Consider the following 17,368-nt stretch of genomic DNA (forward strand, 5'->3'; position numbering starts at 1 on the left):
CCCCCTTAGTTATTCGGTAATGTATAAGTCACTGGCTGATTGCATAAATAATGGTACAGGGCGTTGTGTTTTTAGTTGCACAGCCTTAATCCGACGATTGGTATATTGTGCCCAGTCTAATGTGCGTTCAATATGCCCGCTGGTATTAACCGAGAGCTTACCACTTAAACCGCTAAACTGATTCCCAGGGGAAAGACTTAGTTGTTTAATGTCATGTAATATAGTTACTGCATCGTAGGCCATAGCAAATAAACGCTGACTTATATCGGCGTGCTCTGGCCACAATGTTTCGTATTGCTGGCGAAGATTATGCTGTTTAATTTGCGACTTTAACATCCAAGGAAGTTCGGTAAAGTATAAGCCATCTAAGTCGCCTTTATCGGTACGATCAATTTGGCTACTATGGCTTTTAGAACTAGCATAAAGCGGGATCCTATCAGCAAATGTACTTACATTAACGTCTAAATACGGCTTTATTAAACGGGTTTCTATTGCATCGCCTAAGATATAAATAGCGTCTATATCGCTGCGCGAGCGTGTTTCGTTTTCGACTTCTTGCTTAAATAAAGTTTTAACGGTTTTGATCCGCTCTTTACTTTTATCAACCTCAAGTAAGCTGGTAATCGTATCAGGCATGTCTTGATTACTGTTATAAAAGCCAATTTGTGGTTTGGTTTCGCTATAGCGTTGCCACTGCAGGTTAAAGTAATCAACCAAACGCTGCCCGTTTGCATTATTAGGCGCAAGTAACATAGGCTTTTGGTAGCCCTGAGCTAAAAAGTGCTCTAATGCTTGTTGTATTTCATGCTCGGGGTTAAGGGCAAAAAAGTAGTGCTGTAACGAAAGCCGCTCACCATCAAAGGTATTTAAATGCATAGTAGGTATGTCTATAAGCACTTGCGCATTTGCAAGTTTATCTATATTCGCTTTTAACAGTGGACCAACAACAAAGTCGGGTTTTATTTGCGCTATTTTAGCCGTAATTTCATCAACATCACTGTTTTCATCAATAAAAATGGTTTCATTAATGCTTTGCTGATCAAGTGCTGCGAGCACGCCGGCTTTAAGTGCATCACCTAAGCGTTCATTAGCACCAGATTGCGGCAGTAGTACAACTAAACGCTCTATTATTACAGGCGTTAAGTCATTCACTAACTCATCTTGTTTAGGTAAAACTACTTTAGCAGGGTGCCCGGGGTAGCGTCTCAACCAATTATTAATAGCTTGGTCAAGTTCAACGGCACTGCCAGCATAAACTTGATGGTACAAAGCAAGGTTAACCCAACCTTGTTGAATAACCGACCCTCTGTTAAAGCGTTCAAGTGTATAAGAGGAAAGCTTTTTTAAGTTATCCCATAAGTTTTGGTTTAGCTGTGCAATATCAATATTGTTTTTAGTAGCAGACTCAGACGCTGCAAAAAAGTAAGGGGCTGCGCGTTTCGCAAAGTCTTGCGATGCATACACACTGGCGGTTAAAAATTGATGCCAGGCAAAATGTTCAGGCTGTTTAAGTTGACCATCTAAAGACTGCAAAATAACTAACGCTTGAGCGTTTTTATTTTGCTGCTTTTGCGCAAACGCAATATAAAGACGATTTTGAATCTGATCAACACTTGGGGTTAATTCTAACTCACCGCATACCTTTTCTAATAACGACCAACTTTGCTCATTCACTGCAGCATCGCGGGCACTATAAAGTAGCTGTATTTTATCGGCACCTTGGCGGTTTTGCGCCAATTGATAGATAGATAACGCACTATTAGCTTGGTTTTTTAGTGCATTGGCACTGTTACTGAAGTTATCACTGTTTTTAGTTGGTTTTTCGGTTGTGCTACACGCCGATAACCCTGACAATATAATTAATAGACTAACTAGTTTAAGTCGCACAATGATTTCCCAATACGTTAACGCGATTTGCTTATATTACTGACTGACGCAGGAGACCTCAATGTTAAATGAGGAGAATTCACAGAAAATTGGCACTCTTTACATTGTAGCCACCCCAATTGGCAATTATGACGACTTAAGTCAGCGTGCAATCGCGACATTATCGCAAGTTGACTTAATCGCTGCTGAAGACACACGCCATACTGGCAAGCTACTTAGCCACTTTGGTATCAAGGCTAAAACCTTTGCTTTACACGATCATAACGAAAAGCAAAAAGCACAACAAATTATCGATCAGCTCAATCAAGGCTTAAATATAGCCTTAGTATCAGACGCAGGCACACCTTTGATCAGCGATCCTGGCTATGCGGTGGTTAATTTATGCCGCGAGCAAGGCGCACATGTTACACCCATTCCTGGAGCATGCGCTGCAATAACCGCTGTATGCTGTTCTGGCTTACCAACTGATCGCTTTCAATTTGTTGGTTTTACACCAGCAAAAAGTAAAGCACGCCAAGAATTTTTTATTGATGCAGTTAATTCTGGCATTACTAGCATAATGTATGAAAGTACCCATCGTATTATGGCAAGCCTTGATGACTTAGCCGAGGCACTTGGCGATGATCAGCAAGTGGTGTTTGCTAAAGAGCTGACTAAAACCTTTGAAACATTTTTTAATGGCAGTGTGAGTGAGTTAAAAGCATTTTTAACTAACGATCCTACCAAGCAGCGCGGCGAAATAGTACTCATGTTGCCGGGTAAACCTAAGCTAATAGACGACGTACCGCCTGAAGCACGTAAAATGCTAGCGCTGCTTGAAAGCGAAATGCCAATGAAAAAAGCCTGCGGTATTGTAGCCGATTACTTTGGTATGAAAAAAAATGCGCTGTATAAAACAATAATTGACGAAAAAGGGTAAATCTTTACTGCGCTTGGCATTATCCTCAGGTATAATCCGCGCCGAGTTAGCCAAGATAATCGCTGCCTGTGACGAAAATGATCAGGGGGAGGAAAGTCCGGGCTCCATAGGGCAGAGTGCCAGTTAACGGCTGGGGGGCGCGAGCCCACGACAAGTGCAGCAGAGAGAAGACCGCCAATCTTCGGATTGGTAAGGGTGAAAGGGTGCGGTAAGAGCGCACCGGGCCGCTAGTAATAGTCGGTTGCAAGGTAAACTCCACTCGGAGCAAGACCAAATAGGGTTCCTTATGGCGTGGCCCACGTTGGAACCGGGTAGGTTGCTTGAGCCATAGAGCGATTTATGGCCTAGACGAATGATTATCACTTTCTTCGGAAAGGACAGAACCCGGCTTATAGGCTGACTCAAACTCAAGCGTAAGCATCTGATTTATTAGGTGCTTACGCTTGAACCACTAATCTCATGGCACAAAATTTTAAAAGTGTGCCAAATAGTGTGCCAAATAAACTCAATACGTTACTTACACATAGGTAACTTAATGAGACATATCAAACTTCCCGAACACCTCATACTACGAAAAGATCGTTACTATTTTCGTTATGTTTTCCCTCGTAAATTTATCGGCTCCGATATACGCATTTCACTTAAAACTAAACACCTTCATCATGCTTTAAACTTTCTTGATTTAATCAAACCCGAATTAGATAAATTAAAAATACTTGCGAGTGATCGACACAATATAGATACTGAAACTTTAATTACTCAAGCAAAACGTATCTTAATTCATATGAAGCAAAAACTTACCCATGAGCTAAGCAAAAAAATAATAGCAAAAGAAGAACAACGTTATGCTTCAACTGCTCACTCTGTTCACGGCATCAAAGCTAAGCCGTTAAACAATCACTCACCTACACATTTAAGAACCGCAGCAAACATTATGCTTTCTATTGCAGATGGTGAAACGGGTGAGTTATTGGTTGAAGCTTTAAAAAACAATGATTATGAAGTGCTCAATATTTATGTTTTGGTCAGCAAGTACATGGCACTTAAAAATAGTGGTTTAAGTAATGCCGATATTGTAGCTAACAAACAAATTGAAAAAAGTGTTCGTCAGCTTGCACGTCAATTAGATACGTTTTTACTCGCTGGTATGTTTAATAGTTCTGAAGTTGAAACAGATGAAGACTTATTTGATGACTTAGATGAAGACGACAACTTTTACGCTGATAACATTGATGCAATAGAAACCCTAAACAAACACGATGTAGAGTTCGAGCATAGCTCTTTAGAGTATTCAGCATTTAAAAGTATGCTAGAAACATCAAGAAATTTGCAGGCCAAATACTTAGCTTCTTGCTTAACTAAAGACTCAGAGCAAAAACATTTATTAGATTCAATGTTTAATAAAAGCTCACACACCATAGCTGAAAGTCAGCCAAGAGAAGAAAAACAACAAACTCAAGGCCCACTGTTTTCAAAAGTGTATGCTGAGTTTTTAGATTTCAAAGTAAAGGCAGGTCTAAACGATAGGATTTTAAAAGAATATGCTCGTCACTACGAAGCATGGTGTTTACTGAGTGAAGATAAACCAATTGAAAGTTACAAAGCGAGTGACATAGGTCGCTTTATTGACCGTTGTTATCAGCTACCTAAAAAGAATCGTGCACCATACAGTAAAATGAGCCTGCAAGAGTGCCTAGACTTCGATGTGCCAGAAGAAGACTTAGTTACACCTAAAACAGTTCAAGGCTATTACAAGTGGTTACAGGGGATATTTTCCTATGCTAAGAGAGATACTGTTGAATATATTCAGCATTCACCATGTACTATAAAACGAGACTTTAAGCAGCGTATACGTGGTGTTTTTAATAGCGATGAACTTAATAAGTTTGAAGCATTCGCAATGCAGACAAAACATGCGTGGCAAAAGTGGTCACTTTTATTAGCCATGTACACAGGCGCAAGACGTACAGAGATATATCAGTTAAGAAAGCCTGATATTCGTATTGAAGATGGTATTAACTACATATTAGTAACTGATGAGCATGAATCCCAACACCTTAAAACTAATAACGCTAAACGTAAAATTCCTATCCATAAACGCTTAATCGAGCTTGGTTTTTTAGAGTATGTAGAACAAGCAGAGGAACGTATTTTATATGAAATAACTTCAGCTGAGAGTATCACTAGTTGGTTTGGTCGTTTGGTTGTAGAGCTTGAAATACCAAGTGTGAATGAATTAGATGAACTACGTAGTTATCACAGCTTCAGACATACTTTCATAAGTAATATACGTAATAATCATTCGTTTGATCTTTCACTGATTCAGCAAATAGTTGGTCATGAACTTTCAAAAGGTGGGATAACTGATACGTACACACATGGTGGAGCTAATTTGAAAAGGTTAGCTGAAGTAGTGAATTCAGCTGAATATAATTAAAGCAATCATTGTTGCATTAGTTTATGATTTCTATTGATATTTTTTTTAAAAATATGCTTAATCGGTCAAGTGTAATATATCTTGCACCAGTACCTTTATAAAGCTCAAAGAAATCTTCCCAATGCTTTAATAGCCTTTCTTTAACTATAGCTAAAGTTCTTGAGTCAGCACTAATTGCTATTAAACAATCAGATAATTGATAGCAGGTATCTTTTTGAGTGATAGGTATATTTTGAACTTTAGGTAAACCGACTCTAGGTATCAATAATGAGATGTCACTAATAGCCCCTGTTTTTTTCTTTATAGTGAATTTTTGTTCATCCGTTTGGTAAAGGTTTTTAAGATCTGTTGAATGTAAAAATCTTATAGCGTTATCTTGTTCGGGTGACACAGTTTTTAGCTTATATACAGGTAAATTGCCCCGAGTAAGTGAGATTTTAAGTTTTGAATAGCTTAGGCCTGAAGTAGGCAATGAAGTTACTCTCTCTCTGTGTGGTTTTATTGAAATTACAAGGCTGTGAACCCTTGCTCCTTTAAAAGTCTTTTTTTCTAAAGAAGATATGATATTCAATGAAAAGTATTGCTGTAAAGCCTTTCTGGCAAAGGTATCAGTATGAGAGTGCATTACCGACTCTGGTATAATTACAATAGCACCTTGTTTTGGTTTGAATTTTTCAATGCAACGTAATAAATAAGACATTGCAATACTACATTTAAATGTAGCACCTTTAAAATCACAACTAACAGATTTTCTATTAAAATGGCTGAAAGGAGGATTTAATAGCAACAGATCTGAATTGGGTATTTGTGATTCGAGTAATGCTTTACTTATACTCGAATCACATAAAATATCGGCATGAAATAACTGCCAACTTTTAAATTTTTCTCTTAAGAATTCAATTGCTTCTAGATCAATATCAAACCCAATAAGTTCCACGTTTTTATAAAGTTTGTGGGCAGCTAAAAGTAGATTTCCTTTTCCGCATGTAGGGTCTAAAACAGAGCTTACATCTGAAAAGCCCGCTAACTTAATAAAACTTTCCGCAGTTTGTGTAGGGGTATAATACCTATCAAGTAAATCCACTCATCTTTCCCAAAGATTATAAATATGTATGTTTGCACGCCCCTCAGTCCTACCTTTTTTAACGGAAGGGTTATCATAAATAATCTCAGTTGTCTCACCGTGGTCTACATTAAACATGATAGCGCCTAGAGCATGAGGTTTAGTTCCAACTGGAGCTATATATAAGTAATGCTCAGGGTAGTCTTGCTTTATTTTAAGAAGCAAGTTGTAAAGTTCGAAAGGACAGCTAGCCCTTGCATGCAAGACCTTTCCATTATACCCATATTCATTCAGAAAGGTACTATTTGAAGTAACTGTATATGAAGGGTAGTTTAATTTAAAACCAGGAATTCCTATCACTGAAAAAACTTTAGGTTCGGGATCAATTGACATAATCAGTCTTTGCGGCCTACTTCCTTCAAACCCTAACAGGGCAACAGCAATGCATTTGTTCTCATCATCTGGACCATTTAAATTACTGAATCCTGGAAGTGGTAGCATCCCTTCAAAACTATTTGTTAAATCAAATGTAGTTTCAGAGGATGGATTTGGATGTGGCTTATACGAGTCTGGCTCTATATATAATGCTCGTGTCTGGATACCTCTTTCTAATAAATTTTTGATAATTGGAGCCCAAACGTTGTGTCGAAAACTTGTTATATCAATTAAGTATTTAGAATCATTTAATACATTTGCAAGTTCTCTATCATTCCTTAAGGATAATTCTTTGGGTGCGCCACCTTTTACACTAAATATTACTTGATCATGGCTTTTCGGAGTAATAATAATTGCCTGCTCTTTATGAGAGCCCTTAATTTCGTTCCATGCATCAAGGTCACCTCTATTTTCAAAAGAGTCTGACGAAATTATAGCTACTTCGCCGTCATGCAAAGATGAGAGTTCAAAGTCGCTAACTCTAGTTGTATGTACATTTGGCTTTATAATAGTATGATGCATTAAGCTTCTCCCTCATAGAATGATGAGAAAAAAGCTAACTGTTCAGGAAGTTCATCAATTAAACTTTGTTGTATCTGTTTATTTTTTTTATCACTTGTGCTTTTGGGTTGTGCGTTTATAAGTTGGGAAATTGCCTTTTTAGGTGAATCTTCAAGAACTTCCAATAGAAGCTTTGCATCAAAATTAGTACGTCTTTTCTTTCTGTGTGATATTTCAAAAAAGCCAGTAAAGATTCTATGAAGTCTGTACTCACTTTCTCTCATTTCATCAGGAGTAGTTGCTTTTGTAGATGGCTCTGCTTCAAATGCTAAGTGACCAATCCCTTCTTCTAAAAGCTTTATTATCTTTGCTTTATCTTCATTATTGCCATCTAAAACAAATGAGTTTATTTCTGGTGCTTTATGTTCAGGATTTCGAGCAAATTCAAAGAAAACTTTACCTATCGCTAAAACTAGCCTTTTTAAGGCAACTCCATTATCTGTAAGACCTTCAAGTTGAGAAAGTCTACGTTTGGCAACATCTGTGGTTGCCTTTGTTTGACTTTGAGGCGATATATAAAACTCTTTAGACTCTTTGTAATGGTTATCCGTATATTCATGCTTAATAGAGTTATCAATGAGCTCTATGAAATATCTAATATTGCCAGCAGCCAAGCTAAGTAAAGTTCTTTTACCACAGTAAAACTTTTTAATTCTTTGACCTTTGTTACCTTTGGATATCCAAAATAGACTCGCGTATCCATGGTTTTCAATTCTTGTTTCCCATTTCTTTTGATTTGAAAGCCAGTCTTTAAAGTGGTCGTTGATACTTGAAGACTGATTTTTTCTAGCCCAATAACCTAAAAAAGAAATTTCGAAAGGTGTTTTATCTTTGATGAACTCGAAAGCTTTACTATCTGGTTCTTTTAAGCTATTTAAAACTTCGGCACTTTTCTTTTCTGCACCTAATAGAACAGCCTCTTCTTCTATAGGGAGGTCTGGCAAAAACTTTTGTAAGTTGGTTGTTATATTTAAGCCTTTGCTTTTTAGTAAGCTAAGTCTTTTTTCTGCAACAGCGGTTGCAAAGAAGTCAAACCCCTCATCTACAATTTCGATCTCTAAGCAATCATCAGGAACTCTTATTGGGTCATTGTCATCAATAGTGCTTCTTGTTTTTAAACCTTTTTTTCGTACGCCAATTTTAAATGATAAAGGTCTCTCTGAGTGCTTTAGGTAGGTATTAACAATAGCTTGTTGCTCTTTACTTAAGTTCTCGTACTCATCTACGCAACAAAAAATAACTCTTTGACCTATTAAATTTTCATCAAGTAAGCTTTCAACAAAAACTCTTAATGGAGACTCAGGAATTGATGTTCTAACCTTAGATTCCTCATCGCCATTATTTACGTATACTTGTAATTCAGAAATCGCAATCTTTATTCCAGAAAGAAGAGCTCTAAGGCTTGTAATCTTTTTATTTGGAAGGGCCAAGTCTGTAGCTATTAGACTTAAAGCTTCTAAGGACAGAGTTTTACCTGTTTTATTTTGTAGCCATTCTGTAAGCAATACGAGTTCTTTGCAAACCAACAAATTAAAATAATGCCCGAAAAGTTTATCCCATTGTTCCCTAGAAAAGTGGCTACCTTGGAATGCCTTTACTCTATTTTTATTCATTCGGACCAGAACACCTAAATATTCTTGGTCTCCAAAATTAAGACCTTGTTTTTCAAGTCTTTCTAAAGTTGCATCATAACTCAATGAGTGTAAAGATGTGGTTTTTCCTGTACCTCGACCACCAATGAGGATTGCTGGTCTAATGCTTTCTAGTTTTTCAATATATGCCGGAGCTACAAATAGATCTTCAAAGTCTTGCATCCACTCAGCTCTATTTTCATTAAAAATGGTCGTGAGTATATTTTCATTTTTATTCATTATTAACTCCTTTCAATTAAAGGGATCCACCCATCATTACCTGGAGACCAGAAAATAGGTAATGTGGCGTCAGGAACTGAATGCTCAAAACTAAAAAGTAAGCCTTTTAGTGTAAATCCGTACATTTTTGAGTTTAGGTTTTGCATATACTGCTCTCGGGGAGTTAACCTAGGTGCATACTTCATTAAGAAAGCACTTATTTGGTTTTGCGTTATGTCGCCAAAATTAATATTTTGTACTTTATAATTATCAGTTATTACGTGGGCCATTAAGAGCTTTACTTGAGGTGCGACTGACTCGATGTGCTTTTTACCTATTTCAGTGGACAAAATTGTTAAATAAATGGCATTAAAGTTTATATGACTGTTAAGCTTTTTAAATGAATCCCCATCTATTTCTCTAATCCAAGTTTTTTCAAACTGCTGTCCAGAGCCAACGAAGTCATCGAGAAATATAATGGTTTTGCCTTGCTTGGCAAATGCTAGAGCAGTGGGTTGATCGACTATTTGCGCTTCCGGAATATTAAAAAGTTGCCTAACTTTTCTACAAATGAGATGCCCAGAGTCAGTCGGATTTGGTTCTTCTCCTGTTACTGGTGTGAAAATTACATCGTCTAACATATTGCATAAACTTTTATCTTGGTCTGCGCCAATTGAGTTGTATGCTGCCTTTAACAAGGCATCAGTATGCTTATTAGAGTAATATATAAAGCGGTCTAATAATTTTGCTGCTATGTATTTGTCTACTTCATCAAAATTGTTGAGCCAACCACGAACTCTTAATTTTTCATGATCGTCCCATAAGCCACTTTTTACTAAGACTTCACACTTAGAGACTACTTCATTTATGTAAATATCAGAACGCAATTTAAAATCCTTATATTTTTAGCGCGATATTTTCAAATATACCATATTCATCTAACGTTAATACATATTAACGTTAGTTGGGCTGATTTATAGATAGTGTGTACAAGCGAGGTGTTATATTAGCTTTTCCTGATTCTTCAACTGTAAAAATCCTTTCAACTGATACTAAGTGTCTTAGCTAACTCAGCAATATCGTCGTTAACATCGTGAATGTTGACATGCTTATTGAGCTTTTTACATAGTCGTTTGATTCGTTTATTACTAAGCTGTTTTGTTAATGCATTGCTAATCTGCTTTACCAGGGATCTTGAATCTTCATCCCTCAATATCTTAATTATTTCCTCTATTTCAGCTTCATTTTTAGATTGTTCTGATGACTTCTCAAGTTCATTTTTGTTGGTAGAGTCTTCGTCTTTAAAGTTAATGCTATTGAGGAGCTCTTTAACGGAACTGAAACTCAATTCAGCTTTAAGCTTTTCTGGGTCTTTCGTTCCAAATTTTTCAACCAACGAATGTTTAAACTTTTTTAGTTCTTTGTCGTTTAATTGATACAAAGGTTTTAATGAATGTGGAGTAAACATACCTATCTCAGACTCGCTAAAAATCTGAGCTGTTATTCTTGCAGCATGATTACAATTATTTAATGTATCGTAACTAACACCTATCACATCTCTCTTAGCTTGTGCCCAATCCTTTAACGACTTGTAACCAAGCTTTATATAAAGCTGGTCTTTAACAAATCGATAGATGGGCTTTTGTAGGATAGTTGAGCTTTTGATTATTTTTGACTCTAGCTCTTTTGCGTACTTCTTACTTGGTTTATTTTTTAGTTTCATAGTAATACCTCATAAATATATTAAAATTGACAGTTATCCGTGATGGACGAGTTTCAATAATGTTGATTTTAGTGTTTACTTTCATTTATTACCTGAAACTCCGAACGCTAATTAATACAAGGGAATTCTTAATTATGAAAGTAAAACAAGAGGTTGCAGATAAAAGGGATGTCAGGGAAATATTGATAAATAATGCAAATATAAGGCTTTCCCTAATGGGGGTAAAAAGCTTACTCGCTTATCAGATTTTTTTATTTTTCATTTTTATACAAACTAAAGATAGTCTTTCTACAAAAGGTCGGATACACCTTGTATTTGATTCCTTAGATCAACTTTCAGAAGAGTTAGCTGAATATTCTTTCTTTGCTAACAAAAATAATAGGTCATCAATTAAAACCGCTCTTAACGCTCTAGAAAAAGCGGGCTTAATTATGTCCACGTCAAATAAGCTAACTAAAGAAGAGATGAAGTTTTATGAGTTACAAAGGCGTAGCGTATTAGTTTTATATTTAGATATCGAGAACCTACTCGATTGGCGTCCAACGGTACAGCTTAAGGATGAGCTAGAATATGCATGTGGCGAAGAAAGATTTATGGAGTGGAAAAATAAAAAATTCTTAGGGAGTAATCAAAATCGGACTTTAATTTTTGATAACTATTTATTGCCTATAATAAAGTTTCTAAACTTTTACATCAGCGATAAAAAGATAACGTTATTAGCTTATCAAATAGCTCTGTATTTTATTTTTCAGCTCAAGGAAGAGGATTTTGGTAACTTAAAGGGAGGTGGAAAAATTAAGTTTATATTTGATACATATTGTGGATTCTTACAGGACATTTTACCGTTTATCAGTATATTTGATATATCCGAAGATACGGTTTCAGATAATTTAAATACTTTGCACAATTTGGGTCTCATGAGAGTGGCATCTGTTGATCCAGAAGAAGATGATGATTGCATCGATTATAGAAATTCAAGGTCTTGTTTAACAATAGAGTTATTTTTTGATGAAGATCATCAGTTGACACTTTCAACTGAGTTTGAACACTGATATTTTGTGGAATTTGATATTTTCAACTATCAATGAATATCTGCCTAGAAAAAGTGGTTGTAAGCTTGAGGTGTTACTTATTGATACCTGCTTGATATTGAAACTACGATTTTAACTAGTAATAAACAGTCAAAAAGAGCTCTGGTTTTAAGTAGTTAGTCATGTATACCGACTATACGTTTATGTATAAGAGGTATCTATTATGTCTAATTACACACCTACAGAGTGCTACTTAAATAACTTAGCGCCTACAGGACGAAAGACTGTTATTTCACTGATAAAAAGTGTTAAAAACACTTTGTTATTGACTGAGAAACTAGTCACATTACCACTTCACAAGTTAAGCTTTGAACAGCTCTCTACGCTTAAACAAAGCTTAAAACTAAACAATAAGTCAGCTCGAACCATTCACCTTACTTTTCAAGTTATTAAAGCCATAGCTAAAACTGCTTTTTTGATGAATTTAATTGAGCAGCACGAACTAGAAAAGTTTAATGTACTTAAGCTCCCTCATATTGAGCCGAGCTTAAAAGGTAAGTCACTTACAGCCACCCAGCTAAAAAGCATATTAAAACAGCCCTACACACCACCTTCAATTATTAACGTACGTGATATTGCGTTATTGGCTTTAATGGCAGGTGCGGGATTAAGAAGATCTGAAGTTTCGGCCTTAAAGCTTGGTGATTTCTCGATGGCTGAACAGTTAATCGTTATCCATAAGGGAAAAGGAAATCGTACTAGAACACAGTACTTACCAGTGTGGGTATTAGAGTATTTAAGCTCATGGTTAACGGTACGTGGTAACAATGATGGACCATTATTTTGTGTGGTTTTGAATGATAAAGCTATTCAAGGTCGTCGTGTTTCTCCTGAAACTATATATAGGGTTGTTACGGCCAGAACTAATCATGTTTTGGGGGAAAAGTTTACTCCCCATGATATGAGGCGAACCTATATTTCATCACTCTTGGCTAATGGTGTGGATATTTCTACTGTGAGTAAGTTGGCAGGGCATAAAAGCATAATTACCACACAGCTATACGATAAACGTGGCGCGGACAGTTTAAAGCGCGCTGTTAATACTTTATCTGTGAATGGGTGAGGTTATTATGGATAAGTTGCTAATTAGCCAATTTAATAGCCATTATGGTATCAAGTTAATAGAGTCAGGCTTGTTTGATGATGATACATTTGAGCAATATAGCCCTAGGGAAGTACAGCAGCTATCTGGTTCAAAAAGATCAAATTTACCTATTAATTTGGATGATCTATACGACTCATTTGTTGAGATAACCAAAGACTTTGATCAAAAATTACTTTCAAAAAATAGCCGTTACTTTAGCAAAAGTATTGGATTGCCAAGCAATGCTAACTTCCTAATTGAGTTTATTGTTGCTGGTACTCTTAAACCATCAATTTTTAAGTTTATAGAGCAGTTTATTACTAAATCTGCGTATTCATATTCAGATGCATTCAGTGTGTTATTTGGGCTTGGGGAGATTGAGCTGGAAGAGTGTTTAGAAGCACTTGAATCGATTGGGTTATATAAAAACCGAATTTTTGACTATGAGCTACCATTATTCCCTACATCACTTGCCCATTATTTATTTACTAGCCAACAATACAAGACTAAAGATGCATTAGGGTTATTTTTAAAAAATGAAGAGCCAGCTAGTTACAAGTTAAGCTCTTTTGACCATAGGGATATATTACACCTAAAACACTTATTAAGTGGTTGGAAGGGATCAAATAATAAAGGCTTAAATATATTGATATATGGAGCTGTTGGTACGGGGAAATCTGAATTAGCTAAATCTTTATGTAGTAATGCTGGCCTAGTTTTAATGAAAGTTAAATCTAGCTCTGAAGTTGATGCACAAGTTGAAAGACAGTTAGGTACAAAGACTTCAACCAGCTACCGTACTCATAATTTATCTATGGCGCGTAGGTTAATGGGGGACCGCCATGATGGAGTATTACTTATAGATGAATGCGAAGACATATTCGATGTAAATATGTTTGGCTCTAGTGAACCAAAAGAGTTTTTGCATAGCTTAATTGAAGAACCTAATGGTGCGGCCATATGGATAACGAACCATGTTGAAGATATCCCTGAAAGTTGTGTACGGCGTTTTGATTTTGTACTTGAAATGCCCCAGTTAACGAAGGAAAAGCGTTTAGAACATGCCCTAGGGTACTTTAATGAGCTAAAGGTAAGCCAAAGCTTTATTGAAAAGGTGGTTTCGAACAAACACCTAAGCTTGGCGAATATAAGTAAAGCGAGCCATGGGGCTAGTTTATGTGGTTATGAGAGCGAAGCTGCACAAGAATTTATAGATTCATATGTTGAAGGGGTAATGGCTGCATCGGGTATTGACTTAAACCAAATGCATTACAAACCAGAGCTTAAGTTTGACCATACCAATATTAACTTAAAGGGCTCGTTTTCTAACCTTAATGATATAACCAACGCCCTGAATAACCATCATGGCGCAAGAACGTTATTATTTGGCCATGCGGGTACTGGCAAAACAGCATTTGTTAACCATGTATGCCAAGAAGCTGGTTTTGAGCTAATTAGTGTTCAGGCTTCAGATATATTGAGTAAATGGGTGGGGGAGAGTGAACAAAATATAAAGAACTTATTTATACGGGCTACAGAAGAAGGTGCGGCTATATTTATCGATGAAGCCGACAGCTTATTTTCAAGCCGTGAGGGTGCCACAAACAGCTGGGAGGTTCAGTCAGTAAACCAACTATTATGTAACCTTGAAATGTTTGAACTTCCTTTCTTTGCCGCCACCAACTTTAAAAAGCGTTTAGATAAAGCTTTACTACGCCGTTGTGACTTCAAGCTTGAACTAGATTACTTAATACCCGAACAAGTATCACGAATGATATTAAAGTTAACAGGCAAAAAAAACTTAGGTAAAAGTGAGACCGCTAAATTGGTTGGATTAGATCGTATAACTCCAGGTGATTTTACTGTGATAGCACGAAAAATGCGTTTTTTGAATAAAGCGCCGACACCGATTGAAGTATTAGAGTTTTTGTTTGAAGAGCAGAAATTGAAAGGCGATTGTAAACGGCGCATAGGTTTTTAATTTCGTGCTTGTAGAGGGTAGTACCTTATAAGTTTTAAAACTTAGTTGTTTAAAAGCCTACAAACATCCTGAAAAAAATGTCATTTATATAGTTCGTATATGGTGATAATTAATATCTGTAAATAGAAAGACTTAATAAATACAAAGGTCTCTCTATGAGTGATATTTCATCTAACCCCTATAACATAGTAGTTAACGGACATGAAAAGTATGTATTCAATTTTAAGCATATTGCTAAGAGTATTAAAGGTGAAGATAAGCTGATTTATATTTTTAGTTTTAGTACTGGTGAGGAAAATTGGATAAATGAATGCGAATATATAGAAAAAAGCAAAGAGGAAATTAAAGATATTGATCTAATAGCTTTATCAAACTCAAAGCATAAAAAGTTAAGCAAGCACAAAAATTTTAAGCATCCAAGTATAACTTTGATCATCAACAATCAAGTCGCAAGGAAGAATAAAAGGTTATTTAAAGTAGACTATGAGGTTGGTAAAAAATCCTTTTTAGATAAGTTTAGTTTTTCAATTAATATTAACGAAAGCTTAGGAGAAAAATTTATAAAAGAACTTTTAAAAAGTAAACTCTATACAACAAAAAGAGTTGGTGACACTCGTTTATACAAGTGCCGTGTCAGTAATAAAAATGAATTTGCAAGTTTTGACTACCTACCAAGTAAAAGTAATAAATCCTATATAAGGTGTACGTTTAACCCTTCAAAAACTGATTTAAACCTCATTAGAAGTACCTTTTTATTACTAAAGTCTGTTTGCGGTAAAGACTATGAAAAGATCATTCGAACTTCAAGTTTACTTAGGGTTGACTGTGCACTTGATATAAAAGGAGTGAAGGCAAAAAATTGTCATTTAAATTTAAGTGGCTCTCGACACACAACAATATATTTAAATGATGAAGGTATTGTTGAAACGAAGGTTTATGGTAAATCAGGAAAAAGGTTTCAAGTTTACGACAAACTTTGTGAGCAGGGGATAAAAAGTAAGAAACCGGTTACAAGGTACGAGGTTCAATTAAAGAAATTTAACAAAAAAATTGATTTAGAATCAGCTTTTGATGCTTTCAATGCGATACCTAACGTAAGAAGGTACAGTTGTAAGAAACTAAAATTGAAACTAAAGAAGCTTGATTATTATGTATTGAAACAGCTTGGTGTAACAGCTTTGAGATCTTCATTGCAAACAGATAATGAGAAAAGAAACTTGAGGCGTATTTTGGAATTTGCTGAAAAGGGGGAATTTGGTGAAAGACTAATTGGCTCAACACGAAAGGAGTTGAGAGCTATACAGGATCTTCTTTTTAATCCCTAGTTTTTATTTGCGAAAAACTTGTACTCAACAGCTCTTATCTGATCTTACAATTTAAAACTAACGTTTAAAGTTTCGAAGAAGTTTACGAGCATTAAAAATTTGGTTGAGGTAGTAGATAGTTTTTTAATTGAAAACAAGTAAAATATAATCTTCTACCTGATAATGCTAAATATTAATCATCCTTTTTATTGGCTGGTTGAAGATCAATAGGGAGGTGATCTGTTTCATCCCAGAAAGAAAGGATACGTTTTTCTTTTAGAAACTTTTGAGAGTTATCTACAATATTTTGTAGACCCTTATCATCAGAACTATCAGCAAGCATTTTCATTGTTTCGAAGATAGTTTTTCTCATTTTGCTATGTTCATGGCGACGAGCCATGGCCTGCTGAATTGTGTTAAAACCAAATCTATAAGTTGATTCATCCTGTTTAATTTTTTGTAAACCTACTTTGTACTCCTCTGTTACATCTTCCCATGCTTCATCAACATCTGCTTGTTCGTCAAAATGTGCAGGTGCCACTTTACTCGGCTCTTTTCCCCCTAGGATAGTTATCCCGGCTTTTGAATAAACCTTAGCAATAAGTTCAGAGCAAAATGAGGCGTCAGGTTTTCCTTTACCCATATAAGCTTTGTTATAGTCTTGCCTAAGATAATGAACAGATGCTTTCATTATCTCTTCTCGCTCTTGTTCATTTAGACTTTTTAACCTAATTACTCTCCAACCGTCTTCGCATGTTTTTAGTTCATCTGGAAGAAAAACCAAGTGTACACCACCATCATCGGTTGAATGTACAAAAGTTCCATCAGCTATGCTTAATTCAACATGGCTTGATACATTATTCTTATAAATTACTTTTTGGCCTTTCGATAAAGTCTTTGAAAATTTGGTAGTACCTTTTACCAATAAAACGTCGCCTGTTAGCATTATTTTCTCCTTAATAGCATCATTGAAATATATAAGGTTTTTTTCTAAATTTCAATAGCTTAATTTATTTGTTATATTTGATTTAGG

The 17,368-nt window shown here is 35.8% G+C and carries 13 protein-coding genes and 1 other RNA gene; 7 read left to right on the forward strand and 7 right to left on the reverse strand.

Translation table 11 applies throughout. The features are described from left to right. Positions 1-9: 9 nt before the first annotated feature. Positions 10-1,887 carry a penicillin-binding protein activator gene (locus AAEZ18_RS05575; RefSeq protein WP_350594660.1) on the reverse strand — a complete coding sequence of 626 codons (1,878 nt, stop codon included), beginning with the start codon at positions 1,885-1,887 and terminating at the stop codon, positions 10-12. 61 nt (positions 1,888-1,948) lie between these two features. Here AAEZ18_RS05575 and rsmI point away from each other — a divergent pair, with 61 nt between their 5' ends. The 3 genes from rsmI (at position 1,949) to AAEZ18_RS05590 (ending at position 5,243) form a co-directional block, all read left to right on the forward strand. Continuing rightward, the gene (rsmI, locus tag AAEZ18_RS05580; RefSeq protein WP_086995415.1) at positions 1,949-2,806 is read left to right on the forward strand and encodes a 16S rRNA (cytidine(1402)-2'-O)-methyltransferase; all 858 of its coding nucleotides are present in this window, start codon (positions 1,949-1,951) and stop codon (positions 2,804-2,806) included. Positions 2,807-2,848: 42 nt separating this feature from the next. Then, an RNA gene (rnpB, locus tag AAEZ18_RS05585) (RNase P RNA component class A) lies at positions 2,849-3,214 on the forward strand. A gap of 127 nt (positions 3,215-3,341) precedes the next feature. Further along, the gene (locus AAEZ18_RS05590; protein WP_350594658.1) at positions 3,342-5,243 is read left to right on the forward strand and encodes a DUF3258 domain-containing protein; all 1,902 of its coding nucleotides are present in this window, start codon (positions 3,342-3,344) and stop codon (positions 5,241-5,243) included. Positions 5,244-5,259: 16 nt separating this feature from the next. Here the strand turns inward: AAEZ18_RS05590 and AAEZ18_RS05595 are convergent, their stop codons facing one another. From AAEZ18_RS05595 to AAEZ18_RS05615, 5 genes are all read right to left on the reverse strand, one after another. Beyond that, entirely contained in the window at positions 5,260-6,327 is a 1,068-nt protein-coding gene (locus tag AAEZ18_RS05595) for an N-6 DNA methylase (RefSeq protein WP_350594657.1), read from the reverse strand. Then, positions 6,328-7,263, reverse strand: a complete 936-nt coding sequence (locus tag AAEZ18_RS05600; protein WP_350594655.1) for a hypothetical protein — start codon at positions 7,261-7,263, stop codon at positions 6,328-6,330. Further along, the gene (locus AAEZ18_RS05605; RefSeq protein ID WP_350594652.1) at positions 7,263-9,173 is read right to left on the reverse strand and encodes an ORC-CDC6 family AAA ATPase; all 1,911 of its coding nucleotides are present in this window, start codon (positions 9,171-9,173) and stop codon (positions 7,263-7,265) included. The genes AAEZ18_RS05600 and AAEZ18_RS05605 overlap by 1 nt, the downstream gene beginning before the upstream one ends. A gap of 2 nt (positions 9,174-9,175) precedes the next feature. After that, positions 9,176-10,039: a phosphoribosyltransferase-like protein gene (locus tag AAEZ18_RS05610; RefSeq protein ID WP_350594650.1), complete on the reverse strand. Its 864-nt coding sequence runs from the start codon at positions 10,037-10,039 to the stop codon at positions 9,176-9,178. A gap of 155 nt (positions 10,040-10,194) precedes the next feature. Continuing rightward, positions 10,195-10,875 carry a hypothetical protein gene (locus tag AAEZ18_RS05615; protein ID WP_350594648.1) on the reverse strand — a complete coding sequence of 227 codons (681 nt, stop codon included), beginning with the start codon at positions 10,873-10,875 and terminating at the stop codon, positions 10,195-10,197. A gap of 134 nt (positions 10,876-11,009) precedes the next feature. Between AAEZ18_RS05615 and AAEZ18_RS05620 the strand changes: the two genes are divergently transcribed. The 4 genes from AAEZ18_RS05620 to AAEZ18_RS05635 all read left to right on the forward strand — a co-directional run bounded on the left by AAEZ18_RS05620 (position 11,010) and on the right by AAEZ18_RS05635 (position 16,356). After that, positions 11,010-11,927 (forward strand): hypothetical protein, encoded by a 918-nt coding sequence (locus AAEZ18_RS05620; RefSeq protein ID WP_350594647.1) that lies wholly within the window; start codon positions 11,010-11,012, stop codon positions 11,925-11,927. A gap of 202 nt (positions 11,928-12,129) precedes the next feature. Next, on the forward strand, positions 12,130-13,029 hold the full coding sequence (locus AAEZ18_RS05625; protein WP_350594644.1) for a tyrosine-type recombinase/integrase: 900 nt from the start codon (positions 12,130-12,132) through the stop codon (positions 13,027-13,029). 7 nt (positions 13,030-13,036) lie between these two features. After that, positions 13,037-15,031, forward strand: a complete 1,995-nt coding sequence (locus tag AAEZ18_RS05630; RefSeq protein ID WP_350594642.1) for an AAA family ATPase — start codon at positions 13,037-13,039, stop codon at positions 15,029-15,031. A gap of 155 nt (positions 15,032-15,186) precedes the next feature. Then, positions 15,187-16,356 (forward strand): hypothetical protein, encoded by a 1,170-nt coding sequence (locus AAEZ18_RS05635; protein ID WP_350594640.1) that lies wholly within the window; start codon positions 15,187-15,189, stop codon positions 16,354-16,356. A 172-nt stretch (positions 16,357-16,528) separates the two neighbouring features. On the opposite strand, the gene AAEZ18_RS05640 is transcribed toward AAEZ18_RS05635, so the two are convergent. Further along, entirely contained in the window at positions 16,529-17,281 is a 753-nt protein-coding gene (locus tag AAEZ18_RS05640; protein ID WP_350594638.1) for a YiiX/YebB-like N1pC/P60 family cysteine hydrolase, read from the reverse strand. Positions 17,282-17,368: the final 87 nt, after the last annotated feature.

The organism is Pseudoalteromonas sp. 19-MNA-CIBAN-0066, assembly GCF_040308705.1.
Taxonomy (GTDB): Bacteria; Pseudomonadota; Gammaproteobacteria; order Enterobacterales; family Alteromonadaceae; genus Pseudoalteromonas; species Pseudoalteromonas nigrifaciens.

Excerpts from the sequence above, each read along its gene's own strand:
- AAEZ18_RS05600 (WP_350594655.1), bottom strand. The coding sequence starts at position 7,263 with ATGCATCATACTATTATAAAGCCAAATGTACATACAACTAGAGTTAGC.
- AAEZ18_RS05615 (WP_350594648.1), bottom strand. The coding sequence starts at position 10,875 with ATGAAACTAAAAAATAAACCAAGTAAGAAGTACGCAAAAGAGCTAGAG.
- AAEZ18_RS05635 (WP_350594640.1), top strand. The coding sequence starts at position 15,187 with ATGAGTGATATTTCATCTAACCCCTATAACATAGTAGTTAACGGACAT.
- AAEZ18_RS05630 (WP_350594642.1), top strand. The coding sequence starts at position 13,037 with ATGGATAAGTTGCTAATTAGCCAATTTAATAGCCATTATGGTATCAAG.
- AAEZ18_RS05605 (WP_350594652.1), bottom strand. The coding sequence starts at position 9,173 with ATGAATAAAAATGAAAATATACTCACGACCATTTTTAATGAAAATAGA.
- AAEZ18_RS05590 (WP_350594658.1), top strand. The coding sequence starts at position 3,342 with ATGAGACATATCAAACTTCCCGAACACCTCATACTACGAAAAGATCGT.
- rsmI (WP_086995415.1), top strand. The coding sequence starts at position 1,949 with ATGTTAAATGAGGAGAATTCACAGAAAATTGGCACTCTTTACATTGTA.
- AAEZ18_RS05620 (WP_350594647.1), top strand. The coding sequence starts at position 11,010 with ATGAAAGTAAAACAAGAGGTTGCAGATAAAAGGGATGTCAGGGAAATA.
- AAEZ18_RS05625 (WP_350594644.1), top strand. The coding sequence starts at position 12,130 with ATGTCTAATTACACACCTACAGAGTGCTACTTAAATAACTTAGCGCCT.
- AAEZ18_RS05640 (WP_350594638.1), bottom strand. The coding sequence starts at position 17,281 with ATGCTAACAGGCGACGTTTTATTGGTAAAAGGTACTACCAAATTTTCA.